Annotated in this window: 20 protein-coding genes; 11 read left to right on the top strand and 9 right to left on the bottom strand. The window is 64.1% G+C overall.

All coding sequences use genetic code 11. The features are described from left to right. Positions 1-16: 16 nt before the first annotated feature. Positions 17-1,150 carry a PAS domain-containing sensor histidine kinase gene (locus tag AC07P1_RS07880; protein ID WP_494695246.1) on the bottom strand — a complete coding sequence of 378 codons (1,134 nt, stop codon included), beginning with the start codon at positions 1,148-1,150 and terminating at the stop codon, positions 17-19. A 3-nt stretch (positions 1,151-1,153) separates the two neighbouring features. Further along, complete coding sequence (locus AC07P1_RS07875; RefSeq protein WP_494695245.1) at positions 1,154-4,309, bottom strand: DEAD/DEAH box helicase; 3,156 nt, start codon at positions 4,307-4,309, stop codon at positions 1,154-1,156. A 247-nt stretch (positions 4,310-4,556) separates the two neighbouring features. On the opposite strand from AC07P1_RS07875, the gene AC07P1_RS07870 reads away from it, so the two are divergent. After that, positions 4,557-6,905: a Tex family protein gene (locus tag AC07P1_RS07870; protein WP_494695244.1), complete on the top strand. Its 2,349-nt coding sequence runs from the start codon at positions 4,557-4,559 to the stop codon at positions 6,903-6,905. Positions 6,906-7,076: 171 nt separating this feature from the next. Here AC07P1_RS07870 and AC07P1_RS07865 read toward each other — a convergent pair whose 3' ends face one another. Continuing rightward, positions 7,077-7,619, bottom strand: a complete 543-nt coding sequence (locus AC07P1_RS07865) for a DUF2812 domain-containing protein (RefSeq protein WP_494695243.1) — start codon at positions 7,617-7,619, stop codon at positions 7,077-7,079. Positions 7,620-7,638: 19 nt separating this feature from the next. Continuing rightward, positions 7,639-7,953 carry a PadR family transcriptional regulator gene (locus tag AC07P1_RS07860; protein ID WP_494695242.1) on the bottom strand — a complete coding sequence of 105 codons (315 nt, stop codon included), beginning with the start codon at positions 7,951-7,953 and terminating at the stop codon, positions 7,639-7,641. Between the two features lie 148 nt (positions 7,954-8,101). Here AC07P1_RS07860 and grxD point away from each other — a divergent pair, with 148 nt between their 5' ends. Together grxD and AC07P1_RS07850 are read left to right on the top strand one after the other, a co-directional pair. After that, positions 8,102-8,413 carry a Grx4 family monothiol glutaredoxin gene (gene grxD, locus AC07P1_RS07855; RefSeq protein ID WP_315399911.1) on the top strand — a complete coding sequence of 104 codons (312 nt, stop codon included), beginning with the start codon at positions 8,102-8,104 and terminating at the stop codon, positions 8,411-8,413. Next, a complete protein-coding gene (locus AC07P1_RS07850; protein WP_494695241.1) occupies positions 8,406-9,038 on the top strand; it encodes a UbiX family flavin prenyltransferase in 633 nt (210 codons plus the stop codon). Before grxD ends, AC07P1_RS07850 begins: the two co-directional genes overlap by 8 nt. Here the strand turns inward: AC07P1_RS07850 and AC07P1_RS07845 are convergent. Next, the gene (locus AC07P1_RS07845) at positions 9,035-9,205 is read right to left on the bottom strand and encodes a hypothetical protein (RefSeq protein ID WP_020703835.1); all 171 of its coding nucleotides are present in this window, start codon (positions 9,203-9,205) and stop codon (positions 9,035-9,037) included. The genes AC07P1_RS07850 and AC07P1_RS07845 overlap by 4 nt on opposite strands. Positions 9,206-9,450: 245 nt before the next feature. Beyond that, positions 9,451-9,858, bottom strand: coding sequence for a hypothetical protein (locus tag AC07P1_RS07840; protein WP_494695240.1), 408 nt, complete (start codon positions 9,856-9,858; stop codon positions 9,451-9,453). 407 nt (positions 9,859-10,265) lie between these two features. On the opposite strand from AC07P1_RS07840, the gene AC07P1_RS07835 reads away from it, so the two are divergent. The 6 genes from AC07P1_RS07835 (at position 10,266) to AC07P1_RS07810 (ending at position 16,923) form a co-directional block, all read left to right on the top strand. After that, positions 10,266-10,664 carry a MerR family transcriptional regulator gene (locus AC07P1_RS07835; RefSeq protein WP_363507236.1) on the top strand — a complete coding sequence of 133 codons (399 nt, stop codon included), beginning with the start codon at positions 10,266-10,268 and terminating at the stop codon, positions 10,662-10,664. Between the two features lie 108 nt (positions 10,665-10,772). Then, the gene (locus AC07P1_RS07830; RefSeq protein ID WP_494695239.1) at positions 10,773-11,957 is read left to right on the top strand and encodes an isovaleryl-CoA dehydrogenase; all 1,185 of its coding nucleotides are present in this window, start codon (positions 10,773-10,775) and stop codon (positions 11,955-11,957) included. A gap of 65 nt (positions 11,958-12,022) precedes the next feature. Next, positions 12,023-13,858, top strand: a complete 1,836-nt coding sequence (gene aceK, locus AC07P1_RS07825) for a bifunctional isocitrate dehydrogenase kinase/phosphatase (protein ID WP_494695238.1) — start codon at positions 12,023-12,025, stop codon at positions 13,856-13,858. Then, positions 13,851-15,050: an acetyl-CoA C-acyltransferase gene (locus AC07P1_RS07820; RefSeq protein ID WP_494695237.1), complete on the top strand. Its 1,200-nt coding sequence runs from the start codon at positions 13,851-13,853 to the stop codon at positions 15,048-15,050. Before aceK ends, AC07P1_RS07820 begins: the two co-directional genes overlap by 8 nt. Positions 15,051-15,054: 4 nt before the next feature. After that, positions 15,055-15,723, top strand: a complete 669-nt coding sequence (locus tag AC07P1_RS07815) for an SDR family oxidoreductase (RefSeq protein ID WP_494695236.1) — start codon at positions 15,055-15,057, stop codon at positions 15,721-15,723. A gap of 72 nt (positions 15,724-15,795) precedes the next feature. Beyond that, a complete protein-coding gene (locus AC07P1_RS07810; protein WP_494695235.1) occupies positions 15,796-16,923 on the top strand; it encodes an acyl-CoA dehydrogenase family protein in 1,128 nt (375 codons plus the stop codon). A gap of 499 nt (positions 16,924-17,422) precedes the next feature. On the opposite strand, the gene AC07P1_RS07805 is transcribed toward AC07P1_RS07810, so the two are convergent. Together AC07P1_RS07805 and AC07P1_RS07800 are read right to left on the bottom strand one after the other, a co-directional pair. Then, the gene (locus AC07P1_RS07805; protein WP_494695234.1) at positions 17,423-18,340 is read right to left on the bottom strand and encodes a YihY/virulence factor BrkB family protein; all 918 of its coding nucleotides are present in this window, start codon (positions 18,338-18,340) and stop codon (positions 17,423-17,425) included. A gap of 21 nt (positions 18,341-18,361) precedes the next feature. Continuing rightward, positions 18,362-20,098 carry an ABC transporter substrate-binding protein gene (locus tag AC07P1_RS07800; protein WP_494695233.1) on the bottom strand — a complete coding sequence of 579 codons (1,737 nt, stop codon included), beginning with the start codon at positions 20,096-20,098 and terminating at the stop codon, positions 18,362-18,364. 107 nt (positions 20,099-20,205) lie between these two features. Between AC07P1_RS07800 and AC07P1_RS07795 the strand changes: the two genes are divergently transcribed. Both AC07P1_RS07795 and AC07P1_RS07790 read left to right on the top strand, forming a co-directional pair. Continuing rightward, positions 20,206-21,444 (top strand): nucleoside recognition domain-containing protein, encoded by a 1,239-nt coding sequence (locus tag AC07P1_RS07795; protein WP_315215948.1) that lies wholly within the window; start codon positions 20,206-20,208, stop codon positions 21,442-21,444. 11 nt (positions 21,445-21,455) lie between these two features. Further along, a complete protein-coding gene (locus AC07P1_RS07790) occupies positions 21,456-23,099 on the top strand; it encodes a D-alanyl-D-alanine carboxypeptidase/D-alanyl-D-alanine-endopeptidase (protein ID WP_494695232.1) in 1,644 nt (547 codons plus the stop codon). On the opposite strand, the gene AC07P1_RS07785 is transcribed toward AC07P1_RS07790, so the two are convergent. Beyond that, entirely contained in the window at positions 23,066-23,977 is a 912-nt protein-coding gene (locus tag AC07P1_RS07785) for a LysR family transcriptional regulator (RefSeq protein ID WP_494695231.1), read from the bottom strand. The two genes, AC07P1_RS07790 and AC07P1_RS07785, sit on opposite strands and share 34 nt — an antisense overlap. Positions 23,978-24,020: the final 43 nt, after the last annotated feature.

Raw genomic sequence — 24,020 nt, 5'->3', positions numbered from 1 at the left:
TTGCGCCCGTACTGCTTCAGCTTGTATGCGGGGAATTATCACTGTTGCCACCCGCTCGCGCAAGGCTTTTCCCGGGGACGGTCGCTACCGGCAGCCAAATCCGAAATTCCGCGCCGCTTTCAGAAACATTTTGCACGGTGACCGTGCCGCCGTGGACATCGGCGATCGCGCGTGTCATATACAAACCAAGGCCCGAGCCGGGCACGCCAGAGGCGTTGCTGCCGCGGTAGGACTTGTCGAAAATTTTTTCCATTTCCGCTTCCGGCACGCCGGCGCCGCCATCGCGCACGAGGAACTCGACACCGCCCTCCTTGGCAATTTTGCCCAGCAATTCTAACGGAGTATTCGCATCCGTGTATTTGATGGCATTGTCGACCAATATTTCCAGGCACAGGCGGATGCCGGCGGGGTCGCAGCGCATCCATTGCGGCAACGCTTCCACGCGCAAATCGACGCGGCTGCGTCGGCTGCGGGCCTGTTCGGCGACCGATTGCAGCAGCGCCGCCGGCGAGATCTCGTCGGGCTGGCGCGCGCGGCCGATGCTGGCCATGCGCTCCGGCGACAGGTACTCGTCGAGCATCGCCAACATGCGGTCGACCGCCGTCTGTATCTTTCGGTAGCGCTTGCGGGTGCCTTCGTCGTGATGGGCGCCGGTCATCTCCAGGCGCTGCACGGCGCCGTCGATGGTCGACAGCGGCGTGCGGAATTCGTGCGACAGCATGGAGGCGAATTTCTTCTGCTGCTCCGCCAGTTCGCGGCGCGCCGTCAGGTCGCGCACCACGCCGACCACGGTCACCGGCGCGCCGGCGTCGTCGAGGATCAAGGTGGAATCGATTTCGACCGGCACCACGCGGCCGTCGGCGTGCGCCAGTTCGGTCTCGCGCACCAGGTGGCGGCGGCTGGCGTCACCGGCCGCGAAGCGCGCCAGGCGCGGGGCCAGATCTCCCAGCAGACCGGCCGCCACGGTGTCGGCGGTGGCCAGCGTGTAGCCGAACTGGCGCTCGGCTGCGGGACTGAGCCAGGTCAGCCGCAGCGTCGCGCAATCGGCCATCCAGCTGACTTCGGTGCTGTGGTCGAGCAGCAGGCGGTAGCGTGCCTCGTTGGCCCGCGACAGCGCCAACGCCGCCCGCAACTCGTCGACCGTCGACATCCGCTACTCCACCAGCGGCGCGAAGATCTGTTGCAGATCCTCTTGCGTGAGCGCCATTTTCTGCGACTCGCCCTCGGCCAGGATCGATTGCGCCAGGTCGGATTTTTTCTGCTGCAGCACCTGGATCTTTTCTTCCAGGGTGCCCTTGGCGATCAGCTTGTAGACGAACACCGGCTTGTCCTGGCCGATGCGCCAGGCGCGGTCGGTGGCCTGGTTCTCGGCCGCAGGATTCCACCACGGATCGTAATGGATCACCGTGTCGGCCGCCGTCAGGTTCAGGCCAACGCCGCCGGCCTTCAGGCTGATCAGGAAGATCGGCACCGCGCCCTGCTGGAAGGCCGCCACCTGCGCGCTGCGGTCCTTGGTGTCACCGGTCAACAGCGCGTACGGGATGTCGCGCGCCTCGAGCTCCTGCTCGATCAGCTCGAGCATGCTGGTGAACTGCGAGAACACCAGGATCTTGCGGTTTTCCTCCAGCAAGTCCTCGACCATCTGCATCAGGTCGATCAATTTGGCCGAGCCGGCCGTCTGCTTCTTCGACGGCAGCGACTTGACCAGGCGCGGATCGCAACACACCTGGCGCAGCTTGAGCAGCGCCTCGAGGATCACGATCTGGCTGCGCGCCACACCTTTGCGGTCGATTTCCTCGCGTACCTTTTGGTCCATCGCCAGGCGCACGGTTTCGTACAGATCGCGCTGGGCGCCGGTCAGCTCGACCTTGCGCACCATCTCGGTCTTCGGCGGCAGCTCCTTGGCGACGTTGTCCTTGGTCCGGCGCAGCAGGAAAGGCTTGATGCGGCGGTTCAGCAAGGTCCGGCGCATCGGATCGTCCTGGCGCTCGATCGGGTGGCGGAACACGCTGTTGAAGCCCTTCTCGTCGCCCAGCAAACCCGGCAGCAGGAAGTGGAACTGCGACCACAGCTCGCCCAGATGGTTTTCCAGCGGCGTGCCGGACAGGCACAGGCGGTGGCGCGCGCGCAGCAGGCCGGCGCTTTGCGCGGCTTTGGAGCGGGTGTTCTTGATGTAATGCGACTCGTCGAGGATGACCAGGTGGAAATCGTGCTCGCGCAGTTTTTCCTCGTCGCGCGGCAACAGCGCGTAGGTGGTCAGCACCAGGTCGGCCCCGTCGATCTGGTCGAACTGGCCCATGCGGTCCTTGCCCTGCAACAGCAGCACGCGCAGGCTCGGCGCGAAACGGGCCGCCTCCTCCTGCCAGTTGCCCATCAGGCTGGTCGGCGCGATCACCAGCGCCGGCGCGGTCAGGCGGCCGGCCTCTTTTTCGATCAGGATGTGGGCCAGGGTTTGCACCGTCTTGCCCAGGCCCATGTCGTCGGCGAGGATGCCGGCGAAGCCGTATTCGCGCAGGAACTGCATCCACGACAAGCCATCGGTCTGGTAGTCGCGCAGGGTGGCCTGCAGGCCGGCCGGCGTAGCCACTTTCTTGACTTCACCGAACTGGTTCAGGCGCGCGCCCATTTCGCGCAGCTCGTCGCCGCCGTTCCAGTTCAGTTCGACGTTGCGGGCCAGCTCGTCCAGACGCGCGGCGTCCAAAGTAGCCATGCGCAACGACGTCTTGATCTTGTCGCTGAAATACAGCTCGCCCAAGGTAGACAGGATGGGCTTGATCCGCGCCCACGGCAGCGCCACGCGCGCGCCGTCGGCCAGGGTGGCCAGCATCTGGTCCTCGTCGCCGTGGCTGGCGATGGCCTTCGGATTGAAATCGTTGGGCGCGTTGCGGATCAATTGCACCAGCACGGGCAGCAGCGGCACGCGCTCCTGGTTGACCATGATGCCCAGCTCCAGTTCGAACCAGGCGCGGCCGCCGTCGGCCGGGTCTTCAGTGACGTCGGCGTACCAGTCGCCGACTTCCATGACGTCATAGCGGTACTTGGTGGTCTTCTCGACTTTCCAGCCTTCGTCCTTCAGCGCGGTGATGCCGTCGCGGGCGAAGCGTATCCACTCGGCTTGGCTGGGCAACAGCAGCCCGCCTTTGACGCTGCTCAGCGGCAACGCGGTCGGCGCCTGGAAACGGCGCTCGTTCAGCAGGGCCAGCGCCTGTTCCTCGGCGGCGGCGTCGCGCTGGATGATCTCGGTGACCTCGCCCTTCTGGCGCACCACGCGCTGCGACGGGTCGAAGGAGACGCGCTCGCCGTCGTAATCGAACGACAGCACGGCGAAATCGTGCCAGCGCTGCAGCGAGCCGTCGGCCAGCATCGCCGCGTCCAGGGTCAGCACCGGGCGCGGCTTGACGTCGTCGCGCACCCGCTGCGGCAATGGCTGCGGCAGCGGCATCAGCTGTTGCAGGCCGTGGGCCAGCAACAGTTGCGACACGCGCATCTTGTCGTTGGCCGTCAGCAACGGCGCCTGGGCCACCAGCGCCTGCAGGTCGGCCAGCGGAATCGAGGCGCCGCCCTGGTTCAGTTGCAGCACGCCGCACGACAGGTTGTCGATGTACCACGGTGGATCGGTCGGCAACATGTAATCGACCTGGTCGGCGCCGTTGCTGGTCGCGCGCGCGCCCGGCGGCGGCTGCACCTGCCAGCCGAGGCGCAGTCCCTTGCCCTCTTCGCGCCAGGCCAGATTGGCTTCGCGCAACACGCCACCCTTGAGCGGATACACCAGGCCGTTGCCGACGTCGGCCCACGAGTTTGCCCACAGCAATTTATCCTGCTCGGCCAGCATCTGCAGCAGCGCCGCGCCGATCTTGCCGCGCGGCTCGGTGGCCGAGCCGGTCTGCGAATTCTGGCCGCTGCGCATGGCGACAAAGAAACGGATCAAATCCTCGTCGCCGGGCGCCAGGAAGGTCGGCGGCGCCGACAGCAGCGAAAACACCTCGCTGACCGGAGTGGCGGCGGCGACGTCGCCGTTCGAGCGCAGCCGCGCCTTGTACAGGCACAGCGCCACGTGGCGGCCGCCGCTGGTGGGCGCCATCACGTAGATCAGCCGGTACTGGGTTTGTTTCGGATCGCTATCGACCGGCGGCGCGGTCAGCTTGGCCTTGGGATGCGCGGCGGCGTCCACCCGTTGCAACCAGGTGGCCACCGCGTACGACAATTGGTTCGCGGGCGGCGGCGGAAGGCGCGTTGAAATAGCCGGGGCCGCGGGAGCGGCTGGCTTGGCGGGAACCTCGTCGGTGGCGTCGTCGCGGGTAAAATCCATAGGTCGCATGTTGTTCAAAGATGGTTCAAAAACGGCAACAGGCGATATTATCCGCCATACACGCGTTCGTGTTTGCGGATTCTTTTGAAAAACCCGCGTGCTTATGTGCCTTTGGTGTCTTTAGACGCCTCAAACACGGTTCAATATTTGCGGATCGGCTATATCTTCGTCCATTTGGACTGTCAAGACTGGCACAATCGCGCCGATTGCGTATCATTCCGGGCTTGACCGCTAAGGAATGACCCACATGCTGCCTTCCATCGAACAACGTCTTGCCCTCGAACTTGCCGCTAAACCGGTCCAGGTCGCCGCCGCCATCGCCCTGCTGGACGAAGGCGCCACCGTGCCCTTCATCGCCCGTTACCGCAAGGAAGCCACCGGCGGCCTCGACGACATCCAGCTGCGTCTGCTCGAAGAGCGCCTGCGCTACCTGCGCGAGCTGGAAGACCGCCGCGCCGCCATCGAGGCATCCATCACCGAACAGAACAAAATGACACCAGCCCTATTAGATGCTGTCATGCATGCGGAAGACAAGACCCGGTTGGAAGACTTATATCTTCCGTACAAACAAAAACGCCGCACCAAAGCGCAAATCGCCATCGAAGCGGGCCTCGCGCCGCTGGCCGACAGCCTGCTGGCCAACCCCGAACTGACTCCCGAAACGGAAGCCACCCGCTTCCTGCGCGAACCGTTCACCACCGCCGACGGCAACAATCCCGGCGTCGCCGACACCAAGGCCGCGCTCGACGGCGCCCGTCAAATCCTGATGGAACGCTTCGCCGAGGACGCCACCCTGCTGCAGTCGTTGCGCGAATACGTACAAGAGCATGGCATCGTTGAATCGAAGGTTATTGAAGGAAAGCAAGACGAAGGCGAAAAATTCGCCGATTACTTCGATTATTCGGAAACCATTGCGACCGTGCCCTCGCACCGCGCGCTGGCGCTGATGCGCGGGCGCCGCGAAGGCATCCTCGACGTCACCCTGCGGCTCGATACCGAAGCGGAGAAACCGAAGTGGGACGCGCCGCACAATCCGTGCGAAGGCCGCATCGCCGCCCGCTTCGGCATCAAGAACCAGGGCCGCGCGGCCGACAAATGGCTGGCTGACACGGCGCGCTGGACGTGGCGCGTGAAAAGCTTCATGCACCTGGAGACCGAATTGATGGGCGCGTTGCGCGAGCGGTCCGAACTGGACGCGATCAACGTCTTCGCCACCAATTTGAAAGCCTTGCTGCTGGCCGCGCCGGCCGGCCAGCGCGCCACGATGGGCCTGGACCCGGGCCTGCGCACCGGCGTCAAAGTGGCGGTGGTCGACGCCACCGGCAAGGTGGTCGACACCGCCGTCATCTATCCGCACCAGCCGAAGAACGACTGGGACGGCTCGCTGCACACCCTGGGACGCCTGGCCGCCAAGCACAACGTCTCGCTGATCTCGATCGGCAACGGCACCGCCTCGCGCGAAACGGACAAGCTGGCGCAGGACCTGATCAAGCGGCATCCGGAACAGAAGATGACCAAGATCGTCGTCTCGGAGGCGGGCGCCTCGGTGTACTCGGCGTCCGAATTCGCCTCGCGCGAACTGCCGGACATGGACGTCTCGCTGCGCGGCGCCGTCTCGATCGCGCGCCGGCTGCAGGACCCGCTGGCCGAGCTGGTCAAGATCGACCCGAAATCGATCGGCGTGGGCCAGTACCAGCACGATGTCTCGCAAACCCAGCTGGCGCGCTCGCTCGACGCCGTGGTCGAGGATTGCGTCAACGCCGTGGGCGTGGACGTCAACACCGCGTCGGCGCCGCTGCTGGCGCGCGTGTCGGGGCTGTCGACGTCGGTGGCGCAGGCCATCGTCTCGTACCGCGACGTCAAGGGCGCCTTCGCCTCGCGCGCCGCGCTCAAGTCGGTGCCGCGCCTGGGCGACAAGACCTTCGAGCAGGCGGCCGGCTTCCTGCGCGTGATGGGCGGAGAAAACCCGCTGGACGCCTCGGCGGTGCACCCGGAATCGTACCCGCTGGTCGAGAAAATCCTTGGCGACATCAAGAAGGACATCAAGGCCGTCATCGGCGAAACCGCGCTGATCAAGTCGCTCAGCCCGGCCAAGTACGCCGACGACAAATTCGGCGTGCCGACCATCACCGATATTTTGAAGGAGCTGGAAAAGCCGGGGCGCGATCCGCGTCCCGAGTTCACCACGGCCACCTTCAAGGATGGCGTCGAAGAGATCCGCGACCTGCGTCCGGACATGATCCTGGAAGGCGTGGTCACCAACGTGGCCGCGTTCGGCGCCTTCGTCGACATCGGCGTGCACCAGGACGGCCTGGTGCACATTTCCGCCCTGTCGAACACCTTCGTCAAGGACCCGCACACGGTGGTCAAAGCCGGCCAGGTGGTCAAAGTGAAGGTGCTGGAAGTGGACGAAAAGCGCAAGCGTATCGCTTTGACAATGCGCCTGACCGACAGCGCCCCGCAGGCCGGCGCCCAGCCGCAGCAGCGTAGCGACCGCACCGACCGCAAGAGTATGGGCCAGCACCAGAAGCAAACCGCCCGCGCCGAGCCGATCGGCGGAAGCATGGCCGCCGCGTTCGCCAAACTGCGCGGCTAGGGAGAGTGTCGGGGCCAGACCCCGACATTGGCCACCTACATCGACTTTCGTCTAAACCACGTAGGGCGGATTAGCGCAGCGTAATCCGCCATGTGTGCGGGTCGGCGGCTCGTCGATGTCCCATCGCGGCGTTTCCGCCAATGTCGGCGCCAGTCCCCGACATTGGCGGCTTTACAACGAACGCCGCAGGACAGAGATACGCCGGGCCAACCCGGCAAGGCTATACAAATTTATCGCCAGGATCGCCAGGGAAACCCCGCTTAACGCGGTGAAAAAAAGGTTGTCCCCCGTCAGGTTAGCCCAGTCCCTTTTGAAAAACACCAAGCAAAACAAGGCCAGCGCGGCATGCGGCACCATCATGCGCCGATATCTGCGTACCTTATCCTCGGTATCGGTGAGAATTTCCACCGTCTGCCCGGGCCGCAGCGGCTTGCGCCAGCAGAGCTGACCGCCACTCACCGTCACGTATTCCCAGCCGGCGTCCTCCAACAGTTGCTGATATGTCAGATCGCCCAAGTCGGCGCCCACATCCCAGCGATAGGCCACGTCGGCGGGCGCGCCGCGCTCAAAGGTGTGGATGCCCAGCCAGTTCAGCGCGCGCAGATGCAAGCCCCGCGCCGCCATCCGCTGTAGCCATTGCCCATGCGCCTCGTCCTGCCAGGCAAACCAAACCTTGAACTTTCTTACCAACCCCACTTTGCTCGCTTCGTCCACACAACCTCCGTCAAGTCGTCTACAGCAACGCCCGCGCGTTACCGACCATGATTTCCAGTCGGCGCACCTGCTCGCCGAGCACCGCCCGCCCCAGTTCGGTCAGCGCGTACACCTTGCGCCGCTCCGCTTCCGCCACCTTGACGATGAGCGCCTGTTTTTCCAGGGTGCCGAACACGCCGTACAAGGTGCCCGGCCCCAACGTGACGTTACCGCCGCTCATCGCCTCGACCTTCTGCATGATGGCGTAGCCGTGCAGGGGCTCGTTCAGCGCCAGCATCACATAGAAGGTCGCCTCCGACAGCGGCAGGTATTTCGAGCATTCAGCGTCAGCCATCGCACATCCTTGTATCGTTACCCGGTATATCGAGACTCGATATACCGATACACGACATATTAGCGCGGTTTTTCGCCATGTCAAGTACGCGGGGGCCGCATTTCTTATAAAATGTGCGCACCTAATACTTATTTACACTGAGGCAGCTATGAGCGACGTACAAACCTGGATCAAAGAAACCGTGACCGGCACCCCGGTGGTGCTGTTCATGAAGGGCACCGCCCAGTTCCCGCAATGCGGCTTCTCCGGCCGCGCCATCCAGATCCTGAAAGCCTGCGGCGTCGAGAACATCGCCACCGTCAACGTGCTGGAAGATCCGGAAGTGCGCCAAGGCATCAAGGACTACTCGAACTGGCCGACCATTCCGCAGCTCTACGTTAAAGGCGAGTTCATCGGCGGTTCGGACATCATGAACGAGATGTTCGAGTCCGGCGAGCTGAAAGCCCTGCTGGATGCCTGATCGCCCCCGGCCATTCGTGGCCCGGCGGATAATCATCGCCATCACCGGCGCCACCGGCGCCGTGTATGGCGTGCGTCTGCTGCAACATTTGCAACACACTCCACTCGTCGAGACGCATCTGATCGTCTCCGACGCGGCCGTCCTCACGCTGCACCAGGAAACCGGCCTGCAGCGCAAGGAAGTCGAATCCTACGCCCACGTGGTGCACAAGGTGCGCGACGTCGGCGCGTCGATCGCCAGCGGCTCCTTCCAATCCGAAGGGATGATCGTCGCGCCCTGCTCGATGAAGACCTTGGCGTCCGTGGCGCACGGCCTGTCGGACAACCTGATCGCGCGCGCGGCCGACGTGGCGCTCAAGGAGCGCCGCCGGCTGGTGCTGATGGTGAGGGAGACGCCGTTCAATCTCGCGCACTTGCGCAACATGACGGCGGTAACGGAGATGGGCGGCATTATCTACCCGCCGCTGCCGGGCTTTTATCACAATCCGCAAAGCATTGCGGAGATGGTGGACCACACCGTGGGCCGGGTCATCGACCTGTTCGGCATCGAGCACACGCTGGCCCCGCGCTGGGCCGGTATGAAACCAGCCAGCCCGTCCAACGAAGATGGTGCCGGTCCCGCCTAGCGCTTATCGAACTGCGATCCGCTGGCTTTTTTCAAATCCCTGGCTTCCTCCACCATGCGGCGATGGGCGATGCGCTTGCGCATCACCTCGGCATGCTGGGCGGCGGTCATCGGAGGGACGGTCATCAAATCTTTTAGCTGCGCGACATTGCTGTAGTTACTTTTCATAGGACGGCTCAAAAGCTTGGCTCCGAAGTAAATGCTGCGGTTCAGCGGCGCTGACTCCCCATTGTGCCTGAAATCCATGTCGAAACGATGACAATTCGCAAAGGGGCCCAAAATAAAAAGTCACCACTTCAAATGCAACTTTTCCGAACAAAAACTGGTGAAATCATGAAACTAGTTTCACACCGCATCCGTCCGAAAAGTCGCCACAAACAGTCGATATAACTCCGTACCAGTACTTAAAATGACTACTTTTGGTAGTTCACCCGTACCAGCATGCGAATAAATTCGCGTGCGATTTGCCGATGATGCTCGTCCAGGCGCTGTAAATCGGCGATTAATTTGACGTCGGCCGACTCGAAGCGGGACACGCCGGTGCCGTTTTCGCCGGCCGGGGCGCCCGCCTCGGCGCCGCCGAAGCGCAGCCACTCGGCGGGCACACCCAACCACTGCGCGATCATGCGCAGCTTTTCCTGGGTCGGGATGGCCTCGCCCACCAGCCATTTGCGGGCCGCGTGGACTGTGATCGGTCTGCCATCAAACCGAATATTAAATTCCCTGGCCAGCCGTGTGGGGCTGTCGGGCGAGTAGTGGGCGTTCTTAAGAGCCTGCTGCAAGCGCTGGCTAAAGCTTTCGCGTTCATTGGAAGAGTTCATAGGTGCACTATTTCACGTTGCGTCATGAAAGTCAGTCTCTTGAAGACGAGCGCTGAAGGTGACGTGATGGGATGTCGAAATTGGCATTCTATCCTCTGTAAGCGCGGATGCCGGCACGCAGGCCGACCAAATTATGTTTGGTCGGCCACTGCAAAAGAGGCAACTTCTCGCTCTCTCTTATGGGGGTGGTGAAGTTGCAAATCTTATCACTAGTTGCCCGGCGAAAGCCATACCACTTTTGCGCGGAAGCGTATGATCGCGCCGGCCCGGGATCGACGTCGCACGATACCAGTAGGCCACAGTTGGCGCCGATCGCCGCCGATAGCCGCCGGCCGGGCGCCAGGCGCGCTACAATATCCATGACGTTGACGTAAACGGAAATCGAACGACCTACCGCCCTGAACCCGATGCCTACCTATACCATTACCGAACTGGCCCGTGAATTCGACATCACGGCGCGCGCCATCCGCTTCTACGAGGACCAAGGCTTGCTGAGCCCGTCCCGCGAAGGCGCCGGCGGCCGCAGCCGCGTCTACACGCCGCGCGACCGCACCCGCCTCAAGCTGACCTTGCGCGGCAAGCGCCTCGGCCTGTCGCTGTCCGAAATCAAAAGCCTGGTCGACATGTACGAGACGCCCAAGGACACCAGCGCCCAGATGAACCGTTTCCTCGGCGTGCTGGCCCAGCACCGCCAGACCCTGGAACAGCAGCGCGAGGACATCGAAATGTCGCTGGCCGAGATCACCGCGCACGAAGACGAATGCAAACGCCTGCTGGCGGCCCAGCAAGAGGCCAAAACCGCCTGACATACCCGACGCCTACTTTACGTGAACCGTATATGAGCTTTACGTTTACGTAAACGTCACTCCGAGGTATGATTACCGTTCAAATCAAACCAGAAGAATGAGGATGACATGCTCCATCTCCCAGGCCTGACCTTTGACCACGGCGAAGACATCGCCGCCCTGCGCGAAACCGTGCAACAGTTCGCCGCCGCCGAGATCGCCCCGCGCGCGGCCGAGATCGACCGCAGCGACCAGTTCCCGATGGACCTGTGGCGCAAGATGGGGGAGCTGGGCGTGCTCGGCATCACCGTCGGCGAGGAATACGGCGGCGCCAACATGGGCTACCTGGCCCACATCGTGGCGATGGAGGAAATCTCGCGCGCGTCGGCCTCGGTCGGCCTGTCGTACGGCGCCCACTCTAACCTGTGCGTCAACCAGATCAAGCGCAACGGCACCGAGGAGCAAAAACAAAAATACCTGCCGAAGCTGATTTCGGGCGAACACGTCGGCGCGCTGGCGATGTCCGAGCCCAACGCCGGTTCCGACGTCGTCAGCATGAAGCTGCGCGCCGATTTCAAGGGCGACCGCTGGGTGCTCAACGGCACCAAGATGTGGATCACCAACGGCCCCGACGCCGACGTGCTGGTGGTCTACGCCAAGAGCGACCTCGACGCCGGCGCCAAGGGCATGACCGCCTTCCTGATCGAAAAAGGCTACAAGGGGTTCTCGGTGGCGCAAAAGCTCGACAAGCTGGGCATGCGCGGCTCGCACACGGGCGAGCTGGTGTTCGAGGATTGCGAAGTGCCGGTCGAGAACGTGCTCGGCGGCCTGGGCAAGGGCGTCAACGTGCTGATGTCGGGCCTGGACTTCGAGCGCACCGTGCTGTCCGGCGGCCCGCTGGGCATCATGCAGGCGTGCATGGACGCGGTCGTGCCCTACATCCACGACCGCAAACAGTTCGGCCAGGCGATCGGCGAATTCCAGCTGATGCAGGGTAAGATCGCGGATATGTACTCGACCATGATGGCGTGCAAGGCCTATGTCTACGCGGTCGGCCAGGCCTGCGACCGCGCCACCACGCCGGAGGCGGTGCGCCAGCTGCGCAAGGACGCCGCCGGCGCCATCCTGTACAGCGCCGAGAAGGCGACCTGGATGGCCGGCGAGGCGATCCAGGCGCTCGGCGGCAACGGCTACATCAACGAGTATCCGGTCGGCCGCCTGTGGCGCGACGCCAAGTTGTATGAGATCGGCGCCGGCACCAGCGAAATCCGCCGCATGCTGATCGGCCGCGAACTGTTCGCGGAAACCCGCTAGGCGTTGCGCGCGTTGGCCGGACCGGCGAACAAGTTCAGAGTCGACGCGTAAAGGTGAGGGCGACCATGACCCAGGCTGCATTCCCAAAACTGCTGCGCTCGCAGATCGCGTTCGACATCGCGCGCACGATCCGCGACGGCTTCGACAAGCACTACCGCTTGTTCCGCCAGACCAGCCGGCAGGCCAAGGAGCATTTCGAGCGCGGCGCCTGGGGCGCGGCGCAGCAGGCCGCGCGCGAGCGGATCGATTTCTACGACCGCCGCGTGCAGGAATGCGTGCAGACGCTGGAGGACGAATACAGCCAGTCCGACCTGACCGACGAGGTTTGGCGCGAGCTCAAGCTCCACTACATCGGCATGCTGTCCGACCACAAGCAGCCGGAGCTGGCGGAAACCTTCTTCAACTCGGTGTGCTGCAACATCCTGCACCGCAGCTACTTCCACAACGAATTCATCTTCGTGCGGCCGGTGGTCTCGACCGAATACATCGAGACCGAGGAACTGGCGCCGACCTACCGCGTCTACTATCCGGGCACGGACGGTTTGCACGTCACGCTCAAGCGCATCGTCACCAACTTCCAGCTCGACGCCACGTTCGCAAACCTGACCCGCGACGTCGAGCAGGTGGAGGCGCGCCTGCAGGAGCTGTTCGGCGCCGGACGGACCGAGCCGAACAACCAGATCCAGGTGCTGTCGAGCCTGTTCTTCCGCAACAAGGGCGCCTACATCGTCGGCAAGGGCATCAACGGCAACAAGGAATATCCGTTCGTCGTGCCCATCCTGCACAACCGTGGCGGCGAACTGATACTCGACACCGTGCTGTTCGACCAGGAACTGATCACGATCTTGTTCTCGTTCACGCGCGCCTACTTCCTGGTGGACATGGAGGTGCCGTCGGCCTATGTGCAATTCCTGCGCACCCTGCTGCCGCGCAAGCCCCGCAGCGAGATCTACACCATCCTCGGCCTGCAAAAGCAGGGCAAGACGCTGTTCTACCGCGACTATCTGCAACACCTGAAGCATTCGTCCGACCGGTTCGCGATCGCGCCCGGCATCAAGGGGCTGGTGATGCTGGTGTTCGCGCTGCCGTCGTTCCCCTACGTGTTCAAGGTCATCAAGGATTTCTATCCGCCGCCCAAGGACACCACGCGCGCGCTGATCAAGGAAAAATACCTGCTGGTCAAACACCACGACCGGGTGGGGCGCATGGCCGACACGCTGGAGTATTCCAACGTCGCCTTCCCGCGCCAGCGCTTCACCGAGGAGCTGATCGCCGAGTTGAAACAGTTCGCGCCGTCCTTATATGAGGAGGAGGGCGGGAAGATCATCATCAAGCACCTGTACATCGAGCGCCGCATGGTGCCGCTGAACATGTGGCTCGGCAACGCCGACAAGGACGGCAACGACGCCCAGCTCGAACACGGCATCCTCGAATACGGCAACGCCATCAAGGAGCTGGTCGCCGCCAACATTTTCCCCGGCGATATGCTGTACAAGAACTTCGGCGTGACCCGGCACCAGCGCATCGTGTTTTACGATTACGACGAAATCGAATACATCACCGACTGCAATTTCCGCGACATCCCGGAAGCGCGCAACGAGGAGGACGAGATGGCGTCGGAGCCGTGGTATCCGATCGGCAAGCACGACGTCTTCCCCGAGCAGTTCGGCCGCTTCCTGCTGGGCAACGCCAAGATCCGCAAGTATTTCATGAAGCACCACGCCGACCTGCTGACGCGCGAATATTGGCAGGCGCGCAAGCAGCGCATCCTCGACGGCGTCGTCGAGGACGTTTATCCGTATCCGCAGCACATACGTTTCTTCCACGAGAACCAGTCCAACATTCCGGCGGTATCGATCCCGGTGCCGCCACCCTTTATGGAGACTCTAGAAAATGAATGATCCTATCGTCATCGTCGGTGCGGCCCGCACCCCCATGGGCGCCTTCCAGGGCGACTTTTCCGGCAAGGCCGCGCACGACCTGGGCGCGGTGGCGATCGCCGCCGCCGTCGAACGCGCCGGCATCGACGGCAAGCTGGTCGAACACGTCTACTTCGGCAACTGCCTGATGGCCGGCCAGGGCCAGGCGCCCGCGCGCCAGGCCCTGTTGAAAGCCGGCCTGCCGGCATCGACCGGCGCCGTCACCCTGTCAAAAATGTGCGGTTCCGCGATGCAGGCCGCCATCTTCGCGCATGACCAGCTGGTCGCCGGCAGCGCCGAGGTGGTGATCGCCGGCGGCATGGAGTCGATGACCAATGCGCCGTATCTGATTCCGAAGGCGCGCGGCGGCTACCGCATCGGCCACGGCATGATGTTCGACCACATGATGTACGACGGCCTGGAGGACGCCTACTCGCGCAACGAGAAGACCGGCGAAGGCCGCTCGATGGGCACGTTCGCCGAGGAATGCTCGGCCAAGTACGAATTCACCCGCGAGGCGCAGGACAACTTCGCCATCGAATCGGTCAAGCGTGCGCAGGCGGCGACCAACGAAGGCTGGTTCAAATGGGAAATCGCGCCCGTGACCGTCACCAGCCGCGCCGGCGACACCGTCATCGACAAGGATGAAGGCCCGCTGAAGGCCAAGATCGAAAAGATACCGACCCTGCGCGCCGCGTTCAAGAAGGACGGCACCATCACGGCCGCCTCGTCGTCGTCGATCAACGACGGCGCCGCCGCGCTGGTGATGATGCGCGAATCGACCGCCAAGCAACTGGGCGCCACCGTCATCGCCAGGATCCACGGCCACGCCACGTTCGCGCAGGAACCGAACCTGTTCACCACGGCGCCGATCGGCGCGATCGAAAAGCTGTACAAGAAAATCGGCTGGGCCAGCAAGGACGTCGACCTGTTCGAGATCAACGAGGCGTTCGCCGCCGTGCCGATGGCCGCCATGCGCGACCTCGACATCCCGCACAGCAAGATCAACGTGCACGGCGGCGCCTGCGCGCTGGGCCACCCGATCGGCGCTTCCGGCGCGCGCATCATTGTCACCCTGATCGGCGCGCTCAAGCGCACCGGCGGCAAGAAGGGCGTGGCCGCGCTGTGCATCGGTGGCGGCGAGGCGACGGCCATGGCCATCGAGCTGGTGTAACCGTATGGCCACCGCACTGATCATTGGCGCCTCGCGCGGCATCGGACTGGAACTGGTTAAACAGTACCTGGCCGACGGCTGGCGCGTGATCGCCACCGCCCGCAAGGCCGAGGACTGCGCCGCGCTCGGCGCGCTGGGGGCCGAGCCGCACCAGCTCGACGTCACCAACGTCGAGGCGTGCGCCGGCATCGGCTGGAAGCTCGACGGCGAGGAACTCAACGTCGCCATCCTGAACGCCGGCGTGTACGGCCCGCGCCACGACGGCTTCCCGCTGCAGACCGATTTCGATTCCGTCATGCACACCAACGTGCTGGCGGCGATGCGCCTGCTGCCGATCATCGCGCCGATGGTGGGCGCGGCGCGCGGCAAGCTGGCGGTGCTGTCGTCGAAGATGGGATCGCTCAGCGAGCGCAGCAGCGCCAGCGGCTCGCTGTACCGCGCCAGCAAGGCCGCGCTGAACTCGGTGCTGATCGACACGGCGCTGGTGTTCGGCAAGCAGGGCGCCACCTGCGTGGCCTTCCATCCGGGCTGGGTGCGCACGGAGATGGGCGGCGAGGGCGCCGACATCTCGGTGGAGGAAAGCGCCGGCGGCATCCGCGCCACGTTGGCGGCGCTGCCGGCGTCGGAGCGCGCCGTCTACCGCAACTACGACGGCAGCGAGATCGGCTGGTAAGAAAGCCGGCGGCAAAGGCGAACCCGCACAGCCAGGCGGTGTGCGGGTTAAAAATTAAAAAGACGAGACGACATGATACTGACCGAAGAACACGAAATGATCCGCGACGCGCTGCGCACCTTCGCCCAGGAGCGCCTGGCGCCACAGGCCGCGCGCTGGGACAAGGAACACCATTTCCCGAAAGAGGAACTGAAGGAACTGGCCGCGCTGGGCGCCTTCGGCGTCGCCGTGCCTGAGGCGCTGGGCGGCGCCGGCATGGACTACGTCTCGCTGGCGCTGGTGCTGGAGGAGATCGCGGCCGGCGACGGCGGCACCTCCACCATCATCTCGGTCAACAACTGCCCCGTGTGCAGCATCGCCATGATGTACGCCAACGACCGCCAGAAGGAGCAATGGCTGCGCCCATTGGCGCAAGGCGACATGCTGGGCGCCTTCTGCCTGACCGAACCGCACACCGGCAGCGACGCCGCCGCGCTGCGCGCCACCGCCACGCGCGATGGCGGCGACTACGTCATCAACGGCGTCAAGCAATTCATCACCAGCGGCAAATACGCCGACGTCGCCATCGTGCTCGCGGTCACCGACAAGGCCGCCGGCAAGAAGGGCATCAGCGCCTTCTGGGTGCCGACGTCGGCGCCGGGCTACACCGTCGCCGGGCTGGAGCAAAAGATGGGACAGCACTCGTCGGACACGGCGCAGATCCTGTTCGAGAACTGCCGCATCCCGGCCGAGAACCTGATCGGCGAAGAGGGCCAGGGCTACAAGATCGCGCTGTCGGGGCTGGAGGGGGGCCGCATCGGCATCGCCTCGCAAGCGGTCGGCATGGCGCGCGCCGCGTACGAGGCCGCGCTGACGTATGCGCGCGAGCGCGAAAGCTTCGGCAAGCCGATTTTCGAGCACCAGGCGGTGCAATTCCGGCTGGCCGACATGGCCACGCAAATCGAAGCGGCGCGCCAGCTGATCCGCCACGCCGCATCGATGAAGGACGCCGGGCTGCCATGTTTAAAGGAAGCGGCGATGGCCAAGCTGTTCGCCTCCGAAATGGCGGAAAAAGTCTGCTCGGACGCCATCCAGGTACACGGCGGCTACGGCTACGTCTCCGACTTCCCGGTCGAGCGCATCTACCGCGACGTGCGCGTGTGCCAGATCTACGAAGGCACCAGCGACATCCAAAAGCTGCTGATCGCCCGCGCACTGTAAAAACAAGTCCGGGGTCAGGCCCTAATGCCGCTAAGTTAAGCGTTCATCTAAACCACGTAGGGCGGATTAGCGCAGCGTAATCCGCCAAGCTCCGTCGGCGGCTCATGGCGGATTACGGCGTTCCGCCTAATCCGCCCTACGAAAATCGCCTTAGCTTAGCGGCATTAGGACCTGACCCCGGATTTGCGGACGAAAAAAAAGCCCGTATCTCAACGGGCTTCGTTCCAATGTATTACCAATGCTTTAATCGTGCCGTCGTCCAGTGCTATCTGCAAAGTGACTTCAGCGTTTCTCGGACGCCCATGCTATCTGCGTGGTGCCTCCAACGTGTAAAACGACCAATGTATTCGAAACTACAACTCCAGGTAGCGCCATTTGCAATCCGCTCTTACACATATCAGATTACTGCGCTTGCCTTGGATGTGGGACTGTTCGCTTGGAAACCAAGAAACCTCAACCACGAACGTAGTGTAACACAGATGTTTGTGCGACGCACAAATTATTTCATTTCTGTCGCTTCCGTGGTCATCGGCGTCGGATTGCGGCGCGGCTTGTGGCGGCACGCCCGTTCGAACTCGGAGATCACTTGGGCGCCGAACAGCAGCAGCGTGGCGCCGATTTCCAGGCTGAACATGACGATGATGGCCGTCGTCATCGAGCCGTACACCACGTTCACCTGCGACAGCGTCGAGAAATACCAGACCAGGATGTGGCGCGCCAGCTCCCACAGCAGCGCGGCCGTCACGCCGCCGATCAGGGCGTGCGACAGCGACAGCCGCCCCACCGGCATGACCAGATAGATGGCCGTCAGCACCAGCACCTCGCCGCCCAGGCCCAGCATGTACAGCAGCGCGCCCGACACGCCCTCGAGCGACCAGTCGTAGCCGAACAGCCGCACGCTTTCCTCGCCCATCACTTGCAGGCTGCCGGCCACCAGGGTGACCAGGAGCATGCCCACGCCCAGCGACAGGATGAAGCAATAGGGCATGATGGCCGAAATCAGAAAACGCCGGCGCTTGATCTCGACCCGGTGCTTGAAGATGACCGACATGGCGTTTTCCAGCACCGTGAAGGCCAGCGAGCTGAAGAAAATCATGCTGACCAGCAGCACGCCGCCGACCACGTCGCGGTGTTCGAGGAAATGCCCGACCTCGGTGACGAACGGTTTCGATTGCCCGGGCACCAGGTAGTTCAGATAGCGTCCGACCGTTTCCAGCAGCACATCCTGGTCGATCACGTGCGACAACGCGACCACCACCAGCATCAGCAAGGGAACGATGGACAGCAGCGAGTAATAGGCCACCGCGCCCGCCAGCAGCAGGCCTTGATTGGCGCGAAAGCCCTTGAGGCATTGCACCAGGAAGTCCATGGGGTGCGTCAGCACGTAGGCCAGGCCCCGGCGATTGAGAAATTTCATTTATCCATTGTACGCGGCGGTTCAGCGCGGGGTATGTGCGTCTACGTCCAGATAACGCCAGTTGGTGAATTCCACCGGATGGCGCGTGTAATGTTTAAGCCATGGCTGCCGCACATCGGCGGAAATGGGATGCGTCAGCAGCACCCATGGCGTGTACGCGTGTATGATCTGCGCCATTTCATCATACAGCCTGGTGCGCTCCGGGGAATCCCCCATCGTGCGGGTTTGCTCATAGCGCTCGTTGTAGGCGGGCAGGTTGAAGCGGGCGTAGTTCGGCCCCGCCTTGTTCGGGCCGTACAGCAATTGATAGAAATTGTCGCCGTCGGGGAAGTCGGCCACCCAGTTGGTTTCGAACATCATCACCTTGCCCAGGCGCGAGGCTTTGATGATCTCGGTCTTCTTGTCGCTCTTGAAAGTGACGTTGAGGCCGATCGCGTTCAGATTCTTGCGCCACAGCTCGTCGCGCAGGCGGCCCACCATCGACGGCTCGGTGTGCATGACCAGGGTCAGCGGCTTGCCGTCGGGCAGGGTGCGGAAGCCGCCCGCTCCCTTTTTATAGCCGTGGCGGTCCAGCAGCGCGTTGGCCAGCGCCGGATCGTAGCCGACCGGGCTGCGGTAGGCCGGATCGTAGCCCAGCACGTTCGGCGGCAGCGGCGTCTCGGCGCGCAGCGCCAGGCCCTTCTTCATCTGCGCGATGTCCTCGGCGCTGTTGTAGCTGAGCGCGATGGCGCGGCGCAGCGCCACCTTGTCCTTGCCGTAGCCGCCGATCAACGGGTCCTCCATGTTCATCCACATGTAGTAGGTTTGCAGCACGGGGAAGGGCGACAGCACCAGCCCCTTGCGGGCCAGTTCCGGCCTCAAGGTCGGCCTGGCGTCGTCGGTCAGCACCATTTCCTTCATCGATTCGGGCAACTGTTCAAGGAAATCGAACTCGCCGTTCAAAAAGCCCAGCACGCGCGACTGGTATTCCTCCATGACCTTGATGTCGACCCGGTCCACCAGCGGCAGGCGCCGGCCCTGAAAGACCATCGGCCGAAAGTCGCGGTTGGTCAGCAGCGAGATCTGGTCGCTGCGCTTCCACGTGCCGATCTTGAACGGCCCCGTGCCGACCGGGTGGTTACCGACCTGCACGCCGTACGCCTCGACCACCTCGCGCGCCACCACGCCCGTCGCCGGAATCGCCATGTAAAACAGGAAGTTGGGATCGGCGGCGTTGAGCCGGATGCGCAGTGTGAACTTATCCACCGCCTGCAGGCCGGCGATATCGCCGTCGTAGCCGAAGCGGGCCTTGAGCGCCGCGTCGCCGACGATTTTTCCTTCGAGCAGGAAGCTCCATGGCGATTTGAGCGCCGGATCGTACAACCGCTTCAGGCTGTAGACGTAATCCCGCGCCGTCACTTGCCGCCGAGCGCCTTTGAACGCGGGATCGGCTGTGAAATAGACGTCCTGGCGCAGATGGAAGGTATAGGTGAGGCCGTTGTCCCCGACCGTCGGCATGGCCGTCAGCGTATTGGGCTGCAATTTGACGGGGCGGGCCAGATAATCGTAGCGCAACAGCGGATCGAACAGGTTTTCCAGCAGGCTAAGGCTGGCGATGTCGGAGGCGACCGCCGGATCGAGGCCGGTTTCGCCGGTACTAAGGAAAGCGCGCAGCACTTTGGGCGCGGACGTGGCCTGCACGGTTTGCGCTCCGGCGGTCCACACCGTCCCCAGCCCGACCACCAGCGCCAGCAAGGCCGCTGCATAACTTTTCAGCATGGCATCCATTTCACATCGCATACGTAAAGCGGCAGCTTATAACTTTTTCCGCGTGCCGACCCGCTATACTTTGCCTGTCGCCCACAGTTTCAAGAAAAATCGAACATATGTCGCTCAATTACATCTGGTCTGGCTTCTTCCTCGTCGGGTTCGCCGCCGCGCTGGCGCAGTACCTGTTCATGGGCGACACGGAAATTTTCAAGCGCATCATCGACGGCACGTTCGAGTCGGCCAAGAGCGGCGTGATGGACATCGCGCTGCCGCTGGCCGGCGTGATGACCCTGTGGCTGGGCATCATGAACATCGGCGAGAAGGCCGGCGCCGTCAACCTGCTCGCGCGCGTCATCGCGCCGTTCTTCTCGCGCATCTTCCCCGGCGTGCCCAAGGACCATCCAGCCACCGGCCACATGCTGATGAATTTTTCGGCCAACCTGCTGGGACTGGACAACGCGGCCACGCCGTTCGGCCTGAAGGCGATGGAAAGCCTGCAAACGCTCAACCCCAGCAAGGACGAGCCGACCGACGCCCAGATCCTGTTCCTGGTGCTGCACACCTCCGGCCTGACCTTGATCCCGGTGGCGATCATGGCGCAGCGCTCGATCCTGGGCGCGGCCGACCCGTCCGACATTTTCATTCCGTGCATGATCGCCACCTACGTCGCCACGGTCACCGGCCTGATCGCCGTGGCGATCCGCCAGCGCATCAACCTGTTCGACCGCGTCGTCCTGAGCTGGCTCGGTTGCAGCACTGCCGCCATCGTCGCGCTGATCTGGTATTTCACGCAGGTGCTCACGCGCCCGGAGATCGAGCTGTTCTCCAAGGTCTTCAGCAACCTGATCCTCATCGGCGTCATCGGCGGCTTCATCATCGGCGCGCTGTGGAAGAAGGTCAACGTCTACGAAGCCTTCATCGAGGGCGCCAAGGGCGGCATCCAGACCTCGCTGACGGTCATCCCGTATCTGGTCGGCATGCTGGTGGCCATCAGCGTGATCCGCAACGCCGGGCTGTTCGGCTTTGTCGTCGAGGGCTTCAGCTGGCTGTTCGGCGCGCTGGGCTTCAACACCGATTTCGTGCCGGCGCTGCCGACCGCGCTGATGAAGCCGCTCAGCGGCAGCGGCTCCAAGGCGATGATGATCGACGCCATGCAAACCTATGGCGTCGACTCCTTCGTCGGCCGCCTCGCGTGCGTGTTCCAGGGCTCGGCCGACACCACCTTCTACATCGTGGCCCTGTACTTCGGCTCGGTCGGCATCCGCAAGACGCGCTACGCGATCTCGTGCGGCCTGATCGCCGACTTCGCCGGCGTCGTCACCGCCATCGCGGTCGCCTACGTCTTCTTCCATTGAACGGATTAGCCATGCTTCGTCGTCTTATCCTCGCCAGCGTCGGTGCGTTCATCGCCGCCGGCGCCGTCCACGCCGCCGACCTGCCGGAGCCGGTCGCGCGCCTGATGCAATCGGCGCAAATCCCGCCGGAGGCCGCCGGCATCGTCGTGCTGCGCGGCGACACCACGCTGATCTCGCACAACGCCCGGCAAAGCATGCAGCCGGCATCGACGATGAAGCTGTTCACCACCTTGGCGGCGCTCGAGCGGCTGGGGCCGGTGTTCCGCGGCCGCACCGAATTGCTCACCAGCGCACCGGTCGTCAACGGCGTGCTGCAGGGCGACCTGATCCTGCGCGGCGGCGCCGACGCCGACTTCAACGAGGATGTGCTGGGCCACATGCTGCGCGCGCTGCGCAACCAGGGCATCAAAAGCATCAAGGGCGACATCGTGCTGGACCGGCAACTGTTCCAGCCGTCGCGGCCCGACCTCGGCCAGCCGCAGTTCGACGAATATCCATGGGCGTACTACAACGTGGTGCCCGACGCGCTGCTGGTCAACACCAACCTGCTGAAGGTGGAGATGCGCTCGGTCGGCGGCAAGCTGTCGCTGGCGATGATGCCGGACATGGACCAGGTCAGCGTGCGCTCGGAGATGGCCACCAGCGACGCGCCCTGTCCGGCGTGGGAGAACGGTTGGCGCAATCCGGACTTCAAGCGCAACGGCGACAAGATCGAGGTCGTGCTGCACGGCAGCTTCCCCCGCGATTGCGTCAAATCGATCAGCATCAACGTCCTCGACCCGCACGATTATCTGGCGCGCCTGGTGCGCCTCACCTGGCAAAAACTGGGCGGCAGCCTCAAAGGCGAGGTGCGCGAGGCGAACGCGCCGACGCCGTTGCCTTCGCCGCAACCGGCTGCCACCGCCTCCAACGCCGATACCGACGCCACCGCCGCCACGAACGTGCCCATCGCGCCGCCGGCGGCCGTGGCCGCGCCGGCCACCACGCCGGTGCTGCGCCTGCTGGCCGAGCACGTCGCGCGGCCGCTGCCGGAAGTGCTGCGCGACACCAACAAAAACTCCGACAACACCTTGGCGCGCACCATCTTCCTGAGCCTGGGCAGCCTGGAAGCCGATCCGGTCCTCGGCAGCCGCCCGCTGCCGCCGGACGCCGCCCAGCCCAACACGGCCGCCCGCGCCGAGGCGGCGATCCGCGCCTGGCTGCAACAACACGCCATCGACGGCGACGGCCTGGTGCTCGACAACGGCTCCGGCCTGTCGCGCACCGAGCGCGCCACCCCGGCGCAGGTGGCCGGCGTGCTGCAAGCAGGCCTGAAAAGCCTGTGGATGCCGGAGTTCCTCTCCAGCCTGCCGATCGCGGCCACCGACGGCACCATGCGCCGGCGCCTCAAGGACAGCCCGGCGGCGATGCGCGCGCGCATCAAGACCGGCAGCCTCAAGGGCGTGATCGCCATCGCCGGCTACGTGCAGGACGCCAACAACCAGCCCGTCATCGTGGTCGCCATGCTCAACGACGAGCACGTCGCCAACGGCGCCGGCCGCGCCGTGCTCGACGCGCTGATCGACTGGGTGGCGCGCTCCGGCGTGCCCGCTGGCGGCGTCCCCGTCGTCCCCAACGCTGCCTACGCGCCGAGCGCGCCTTCGGCCACCAGGTAATCGATCATGGCCCGCACCTTCAGCGCCAGGTGCGGGCCGGGCATGTAGACCGCGTGCACGGTGCCGGCATACGGCTCGTCGAACGTCCAGTCCGCCAAAATCCGCACCGCCCGCCCCTGCGCCAGCGCCGCCCGCGCGGTGAAATCGGGCACCAGGCCGATGCCGCCGCCGGCCTCCACCACCGCCATCAGCGCCGCGCTGTTATTAATCGTCAAGCGCGACGGTACGCGGATGCTGGCGATCTCCGGGCCATCAATCCCCTCGCGCCGCATGGTCCAGGCCGCGCCGAAACGCGCGTAGCCCAGATAATTGCAGCGATGCCGGGGCAACTCCTGCGGCGTGGCCGGCGTCCCGTGCGCGGCGACATATTGCGGCGACGCCATCAGCACATAGCGCATCGGCCCCAGCGGCCGCGCGGCCAGTCCCGGCGCCAGGTCGGCCGAGATGCGGATCGCCAGGTCGATGCCCTCCTCGATCAGATCGACATTGCGGTCCACCAGCGACAGGCGGACATCGACCTCCGGGTACCGGTCCAGAAACGCCGGCAGCAATGGCGCCAGCCATAGCTGCCCCAACACGACCGGCGCGCTGATGCGCACCACGCCGTTGGGGCGGGCGCTGTAGCTGCCGGCCAGCGCGTGGATCTCGCGCGCCGTGTTCACCATGCGGACGCAGGCGGCATGCACCTGCTCGCCCAGCTCCGTCAGCGACACCGAGCGCGTGGTCCGCTGCAACAGCCGCCCGCCGATATAGGTTTCCAACCGCGACACGTGGCGGCTGACGGCCGACGTGGTTAGCCCCAGCTGGCGCGCGGCGGCGGAAAACCCGCCACTGTCGACCACCTGCGCGAAAATCGCCATTTCCTTCAGCATTTCCATAAGCCAGCCACCTCACCGTTGCACCTGCATCAATAATGCTTTG

This window comes from Duganella sp. GW821-FHT07F09, assembly GCF_059418705.1.
This window is presented reverse-complemented; position numbering and strand designations above follow the sequence as displayed.